The 7,143-nt window shown below is 70.7% G+C and carries 8 protein-coding genes; all 8 read right to left on the reverse strand.

Annotated features, from left to right (window positions below; translation table 11 throughout):
• Nucleotides 1–15 precede the first annotated feature (15 nt).
• From IG88_RS0129030 to IG88_RS0129065, 8 genes are read right to left on the reverse strand one after another with little or no spacing between them, the layout of a single operon-like run.
• Entirely contained in the window at nt 16–405 is a 390-nt protein-coding gene (locus IG88_RS0129030; RefSeq protein ID WP_031047517.1) for a head decoration protein, read from the reverse strand.
• 17 nt (nt 406–422) lie between these two features.
• The gene (locus tag IG88_RS0129035; RefSeq protein WP_031047519.1) at nt 423–1,187 is read right to left on the reverse strand and encodes a hypothetical protein; all 765 of its coding nucleotides are present in this window, start codon (nt 1,185–1,187) and stop codon (nt 423–425) included.
• Between the two features lie 56 nt (nt 1,188–1,243).
• Nucleotides 1,244–2,050, reverse strand: a complete 807-nt coding sequence (locus IG88_RS0129040) for a hypothetical protein (RefSeq protein ID WP_031047522.1) — start codon at nt 2,048–2,050, stop codon at nt 1,244–1,246.
• On the reverse strand, nt 2,040–3,473 hold the full coding sequence (locus IG88_RS0129045) for a phage portal protein (protein ID WP_031047525.1): 1,434 nt from the start codon (nt 3,471–3,473) through the stop codon (nt 2,040–2,042). The genes IG88_RS0129040 and IG88_RS0129045 overlap by 11 nt, the downstream gene beginning before the upstream one ends.
• 12 nt (nt 3,474–3,485) lie before the next feature.
• A complete protein-coding gene (locus IG88_RS0129050) occupies nt 3,486–5,162 on the reverse strand; it encodes a terminase (RefSeq protein ID WP_031047528.1) in 1,677 nt (558 codons plus the stop codon).
• A 10-nt stretch (nt 5,163–5,172) separates the two neighbouring features.
• Nucleotides 5,173–5,655, reverse strand: coding sequence for a hypothetical protein (locus IG88_RS0129055; protein WP_031047531.1), 483 nt, complete (start codon nt 5,653–5,655; stop codon nt 5,173–5,175).
• A complete protein-coding gene (locus IG88_RS40410) occupies nt 5,655–6,230 on the reverse strand; it encodes a hypothetical protein (RefSeq protein ID WP_051852111.1) in 576 nt (191 codons plus the stop codon). Before IG88_RS40410 ends, IG88_RS0129055 begins: the two co-directional genes overlap by 1 nt.
• A 52-nt stretch (nt 6,231–6,282) precedes the next feature.
• Nucleotides 6,283–6,879, reverse strand: coding sequence for a bifunctional DNA primase/polymerase (locus tag IG88_RS0129065; protein ID WP_031047535.1), 597 nt, complete (start codon nt 6,877–6,879; stop codon nt 6,283–6,285).
• Nucleotides 6,880–7,143: the final 264 nt, after the last annotated feature.

A 7,143-nucleotide genomic window follows, 5' to 3' on the forward strand; every position in this document is an offset into this window, starting at 1 on the left:
CTAGGTCACGTCCTCTCAGATGAACCGGATCGAACCGGCGACGTCGGCCTTACCGGCGGCGTCGACGGGGACCGGAAGTCGGGACTCGCGCACCTTGCCGTGCACGAACATGGCGGCGCCGACGTCGACCGTGTTGTCGGCCGGGGCGCCGACGGCGGCGAACAGGAACCCCACGAGCACTTCGCGGCCGTCGCTGGCCGCGCCGTCGTACGGGCCGAACTTCTTCGTTGCGGTGATCTGCCCGAGCGGGATACCGCTCTTGACATATCCCGCGGGGTAGTGGGTGGCCGGGGTGAACGTCGAGACGTCGAGCGTGATCGACTCGGTCGCCTGCGTGCCGTGGCTGCTTCCGATCCACGACTGATCGTCCATCCCGAACGTGCGAACCGTCTGCTGCAGGTTCATGTCGGGTGTCTCCTAGGTCAGTTGTTCGCGGTGCCGCGTCGCGGTCCGATGAGTTCCTCGTACAGAGCGACACCGTCCGCTGCGCTGCCGCGCTTGTCCTTGCTGCGGCCGGAGCCGTTGCGGGCGCCCTGATAGCCGCGCCCGGTGCGACGCCGGCGGCGCGTGTCGCGCTCGTCCTGGTCGTCGTCCTCGTCGTCCGTGTCGGACCGCTCGGGAGCGAGCTTGTCGACGAGCTTCGAGATCGCGTCGTCGTCGACCTCTCCGTCGTCGTCGACGTACTTGCGCAGGTTGATGTCCTCGACGACTGCCTTCGGGTCGGGGATCCGGCCCTTCGCCGCCGCGAGGAAGGCACTGCGGGCGATGCGCTCGCCGCCCTTGACGCGCTCTTCGGCGCGGGCTGCGGCGACCGCCGCCTCGGTCTCGCTCATACCCTCGCGCTTCAGCTTGGCGAGTTCCTCGGCGGCGCTGCTGTTCTTCTTCGCCCGCGCCTCCCACTTGCGTGAGGCGGCGAGCCGCTCGGCGACCTGCTTCGGCTTGAGCCCTTCCTTCTTCCACTGCTTGAGGGTCTCGGCCCACTCGTCGTCGCCGTCGTCGTTGTCGTCCTTGTCGGAGTCGTCGCCGCCGTCGTCGTCCTGGTCGTCGTCCTCGCCGCCGTCGTCGTCCTCGGCACCGCCGAGGATCGGGTAGATCGGCTGCAGTCCGTCCTCGCCGGGGCGCGGCTTACGCCAGCCGACGGCGAGCTGCCCGGTACGGGCGTGACGGGGAAGGGTGCTCTTGCGCATGGTGTCTCCCGTGTCGGGGTGGGGTGAGCAACTGGTGCGCCGTGGCGGCGCGGGAATCACGAGCCGGGGATGTCGTCCGGCCCGGTGAACTCGTGGCGGCGGACCGCCAGCAGCGGCCCGTACTCGCCGTGCTGCCGCGTGATGATGACCTCGCGGTAGTCCGGGGCCCGGCCGCCACGGTCTGACGAGCCGATGCCCTTCGTCACGGCGGCGTGCGCCTCCTTCAGCAGGCCCTCGTCGATGATCTGGCCCGGGTCCCGGTTGTCCGGCAACGGGTCGGGCTTGCAGTGACAGCCCGGGTGAATCGGCATCAGGTTCTCGACCCGGTACCGCTGCGTGCTGGCGATGACGCACAGCGCGCAGTTCTTCGTCCCGGTGAGACGGCGCCGGAAGTACTTCGCGCCGCTGCGCTCCATCGACTGCCGGGCCGCGTGCGTCCGCGCGAGCTGCAGGTCGGTCTCGGTGATCGACAGCAGCCGAGTGCGCGCCTCGCCGAGCGACGCCGCATAGTCGTGCCCGGCCGACAGTGCGCTGTACAGCGTGACGAACGGCCGGTGATACACCTCGGCCGGGTCGACGCCGCGCAGCGCTTCGTCGAGCTGCACACCCACCGGCGCGGCCGCGCCGCCGAGCATGTCGGCGACCATCGCCGCGAGGTACGCGTCGGTGATCTGTCCCATCGTCTGCTGCGCCGCGAGCACGACCGGCAGCACCCGCTCGATGAACAGGGCGGCGTCCGCGTCCCGGTACGAGCCGAGGGAGTCGAACGCGTCGAGGACGAACGTGATCAGGCGGTCGCGCAACGACTGCGACATGGCGTCGTACCGGTCGTTGAGCGCCGCCTGCAGCGCCTCATTCGCCACCGCCGGCCCCTCCGTCGTCGGGCAGGGTGTTGCCCGCCGTCGGCGCCGGGTTCGCGGGCAGCAGCGACGCGCCGAGCAGCGCGGATGCCGCGGCGCTCGCGTTGATGCGCCGGATCCGGTCGGTGGTCTCGTCGAGGTCCTCGGCGATGATGTCGAGCGGGTACCCGATCGACTTCAGCTTCGTCGCTGCGTCCGCACGCACCGCGGGCGACAGGTACTCGGGCCGCGCCCACCGCACCCGCGCCTCGGTGTAGTCCCGCTCGACGCCGGCCTGCGCCGCGGCGAGGCTCATCACGTCTTCGAGGCCCTCGCCGAAGCTCGCGATGTGCTCGCGGCACTTCGCGACGTGGTTGAGGTCGAGAGCCGCGATCGTGTCCGCCGAGATGTTCACCATGTCGCCGGCGTAGTAGTACGCGGGCGTCTCGCTGATGATGAGCGCGTCGCGGATATCGGCCGCGTGCTCTTCCAGGAACGGCCGCAGATCGGTCGCTTCGAGCTGCCCGAACCTCGCGTTCTCGCCCTCGGACACCCACACGCTGTTCGGACCGGGCACAAAGGGCTGATCAACCGTGGTGAGACCCGTTGCCGGGTCGGTGCGCTTGTTGAACTTGTGGCCGGTGACCGTCTTCTGCCTCCACCCGGAGTACCGCGACGCCGCCATACGGTTCAGGACGCCCATGTTGACGCGGTCCTGAATGTCTATGACACCCGCGAACTCGGGCTCGGGGTCCTCGCCGAGGTCGGGCATACGCGCGAACTCGACCAGGGGCACGCGCCCGAGGTCGTGCTCGACGCCGTCGTCGATCGGCTCCCATGAGTCCGGTCCCCACGGCAGCCGGTTCGGCGTGCACCGCTCCTTCGTCCGGTACGCCCATATCTCGTCGTCGTACATCACCCACGCGCGACCGTAGCCGTCAAGGTCGTCGTGAATCGCCCGTACCCCGACTCGTACCTCGCCGGTCGCCGGGTCCCGCTCGACGATCGCCTCGCGCGGGTGCTCGGCGGTGATCAGCGGGGACGGGCGGCCGTTGGCCTCGGTGCTGGTCGGGTGCTCGCCGACGAGCATGTACCCGACCGACTGCGCCATGGCCACGCGCCACACCAGGTTCTGCCGCGAGTCGAGCCGATTGAGCTGCCACCACCGGGCTGCGTCCTCGTCCGGGGTACCGTCGTCCGCGGTCACGCCGAGGGCGTACAGCCGGTGCACGGTCGAGTTGGCGATCACGCGGCAGACGTTGGTGCGGCTCTTCCGCTGGAAGTCCAAGAACGCCTGCTCTGCCTTGCGTGGCAGCTCGGGCAGCGGCGGCCGGCCCCGGTAGTAGCGCCACCACTCGTCGAGCACTCCCGCGCGCTTCCGCATGCGGCGCCCGAGACGCAGCAGCATGAAATCCGGGTTGTCGAGTTCGGGTGTCTCGTCGAGCACGGTCGCCCCCTCTCAGAATGTGCCGCCGAACATCTCGGGTTCCTCGGCTGCGATGCCCTTCGCGATGGCGTCGAGCCGGCACTGCCACGCCAGCACTGCGGCGACCGCGGCGTCGATCTTGTCCGGGCTGTCCGGGTTGGCTTTCATGATCTGTATGCCGGACCGTGTCTTGCGGCGCCGGGAGTTGAGCAGGTGCCGCACGAGTGGCGACGAGCCGTCGTGCGTCAGCTCGCCCTCGGTCAAGGCGGTGTGGAACTTCTCCAGCGCCCGCACGATGAGCAGCGACCGGCCGCCCGTCATCCACCACTCGATCGGATGGTTCCGGGTGGCCTGCACCTTCAACCGGGGGCCGTATGCCGCCTCCCAGTCCGCAACGTGCGACTCCCACTTGGCGGGGTCGGCGTACATGCCGACCACGTCGTACGTCGCGAACGCCTCGTGCACCGCGGCGAGCACCTCGACGACCGGCACCTGCCACTCGATCAGCTTGCCGTCCGACCCGACCTCGGGCCGCGGCGGTTGCTCCCACACGCCGATCGTGAACACGTGCCCGTCGCTGAGCCTGCAGCCGATCAGCGCCGTCGCGTCCGTCACCCCGCGGGCACGCTTCCGCGAGCCGTCGAACCCGAGCACGATCCGGTCGCCCGGCTGCACGGTCTTCCCGAGGTCGGACGACGCCCGCACCTCGGGCTGCGTCAGCCACGCGTCCGAGGCGTGGGTGATCTGGTTCAGGAAGTCCGCCCGCAGATCCTGCGGCTCGTTCGACGTGTCCCAGAACCCGGCGGTGATGCCCTCGATCGGCGACCAGCCGGGCGGGCACGGCGGATCGTGCAGCACACACCCGTCGGGGTGATCGCTACTGTCGCCGTACGCGTACCGCAGACCCTCGACGAGCGACCGCTCGTCGCTCATGTCCGTGTCCGGCGGTGCCTCCCGGTGGTCGACCAGGATGCCTTTCGCTCGCGACCGGCCGTCGATGATCGCCTGATAGTCCGCCGCCGACCGCTCCGCAACGGACCCCTCGCCCGGCGTGAACGCGTTCGGCGTCTCGATCAGGCTGCCGCCGATCTTCGTCGCGTTGAACCGCATCGTCTTCGCGAGTTTCGTCCCGCCGTTCGTGTCCTTCCATTCCTCGGTCTGGTCGAGCGCCGCGAAGCACGCCGGGTCGCCCTTCGTCGACGTCGCCGACGACGTGATCGCGGTGATCTCTCCGCGCGGCAGGTAGACGACCGTGTCGAGGACGTCGAGCCCATAGTCGGCGGCGAGCGACTTGCCCCGCGCCATTTCGAGCAGCGGGATCCATGTGTTGTCGGTCTGCTGCTCGGTCACCGCGGCGATACGCACGAGCGGCGTGCGGATCGAGTGCCACGGCCGGCCGATCGGCTCGCCGTACGCGTCGAACCCGTCGGCGACGACGTCGGCGCACGCCTCGGCGAGCGCGATCGCCCCGACAAACGGGGACTTGCCCCAGCCGCGCGGTCGCGACAGCAGCGCGCGGCGGATGATCCGCTTGCCGGTGACCGGGTGTACCTCGTAGTACCTGCAGAGGAACTCGGCCTGTTCCCGGTGCGGCACGAACGGCGCGCCGTCATCCCGGCCGGGCGCCGCAAGGTTCTGCATCATCCAGTCGAGGACGTACCACCCAAGCGTGGGGCGCTCGCCCTCGTACTGCGGGCCGCGCCACGGCATGACGCCCCCTCTACGCTCCCTTGCCCTGGTCGGTCTTCCCGCCCGGCATCATCCGCAGGTTCCCGTACATCTCCCGCGCCGACGGCACCCCCGACCGGCCGCGGCCCTGGTCGGCGTCGTCCGCCTCGGCGAACACCATCCGCAGCCGGGCACGCGACGCCGGCGTCGACCCGAACTCGGAGACGCGCAGCCGCAGCTCGCCCGCGAGCGACAGGTTTCCCGACCAGTAGCGCGCGTGGATCAGCGCCGTGTCGAGTAGGTACTCCCAGTCGGACGCGCCGAAGTGCTCGGCCTGCGGCGAGTCGATCCACATCTGCCACCACTCGCGGGTGCGCTCGGGCCAGTGGAACTCGACGAGTTCGTCGCCCTTTTCGATGCGGAAGTCGGGCAGCTCGGGCGCCTCGGCGTGCTCCCACCTGAGTACGGTCTGCGGCACGGCGTCCTTGTTGCGCCGCGCCTTGCGGTCCTTGGGGACCGGGCCTACGCCGCCCATCAGCCCGCCTCCTTCTGCTGCGCCTCGGTGAACGCCTGCAGCTTCGCCTCGGCCTGCTCGGCTCGGGCCAGCACCTCGCGCGCCTTCACCACCGGATCCACATGAGGGCCGCCGAACACCTCGCAGACCGCCCGCAGCATGTCGTCGGCGGCGACTCGCCCCGCCTCGGCCTGCTCGGCGCGCTGCCGTACGTCCTCAACGTCCTCGACGACGCCCCGAACCGGGCCCATACCGGTGCGACCAGTCGCCGCGGCATGCATGTCGGCGATCGTCTTGCACGCGCCCTCGTAGTTGCGGCGCATCTCGTCGCGCTCGAAACGCAGTTCAGTCTCGGCGACGAGTTCGGCCGGCTCGGGCAGCGCCAAGTCGTTCGCCGGGATCTCGACCGTTTCGGGCGTGACGATCACGGCGCGCGCCCCGATCCGCTCGGCGACGTCGCTCCAGTAGTCGCGCACCGGTCCGTGATCCATGCCGATGATGACGCGCTGCGGCATCGTTTCGTCGACGACGAGCACGTACGGCGGCCGTACGTCGTCGGTGCCCTCGGGCAGTTCGAGAATCTGCAGGCGTGCCATGTGCTGTACCTCCCGTGTCGGGTGCGCTGCAGCGCGCGCCCGTGCCGGGCCGCTACAGCAGAGAATCGATGACGTGCTGCAAGTCGCCGAGCCGACGCGGCGTGTCGCCGAACGTCTGGCCCGTGACCGCGATGTACCGGCCGGTCGCGTACACCTCGACCGTGCCCGCGCCGAGCCGCAACCGCCGGCCAGCCCCGCCCGGCAGCGCACCGCGCCCCCAGACGTGCAGCCCGTCGCCGCCCGCCGACCGCTCAACCCAGCAACCCGCGGCCGCGTCGAGCAGGCCCTGCGCCCACGGTGCGACCCGGTCGCCGTCGAGGCAGTGGTCGAGGTCGAGCACGACGATCCCGTCGCCGTCCAGGACGAACCCGAGACCGACGCCGGCTGACGACCGCGCCGCGTCCCGGTACGTCGACCAGGTCGACGCGTCCGTGCTGCTCGCCACCGCACCGCCGACCGTGACCGGCACCTTCCGCGCAGTGCGCCGCACCCACCGCGGGCGGGCCGTGAGTTCGGCCGGCACCGACCGGCGAGCGCGGTGTGCGGCCGCGCGGCACTTCGGCGAGCAGAACCGGGCGTGCCGCCGGGCGGTGATCCGCAGCGGCTGGCCGCAGGGCTCGTGTTCGCAGCGCGGGCTCGTCGAGGTCATGCCCCCATCGTACAGCCGCGTACGCTTTCAGTGCGCTGACCTGCATGTATCAGTCTCGTATCGGAGGGCCGACCGGCTGAGAGGCTGTCTGCGGCACCCCTACCGCGCGCCATCAAATCAGCCGGCCGCCCCCCTGCCCGCCCCGCAGCGGGCCGCCCACGCCCCGCAGCGTGGCCGTTCTCCCCAGACCCGTACAGAACCAGCCCCGCAGCACCTCCCGAGCGCCCCAGAGGGCGGGGGGAGGGGAGTCACCCCCCAGGGGGG

The organism is Streptomyces sp. NRRL F-5650 (genome assembly GCF_000721365.1).
In the GTDB taxonomy this organism is placed as follows: domain Bacteria; phylum Actinomycetota; class Actinomycetes; order Streptomycetales; family Streptomycetaceae; genus Streptomyces; species Streptomyces ardesiacus.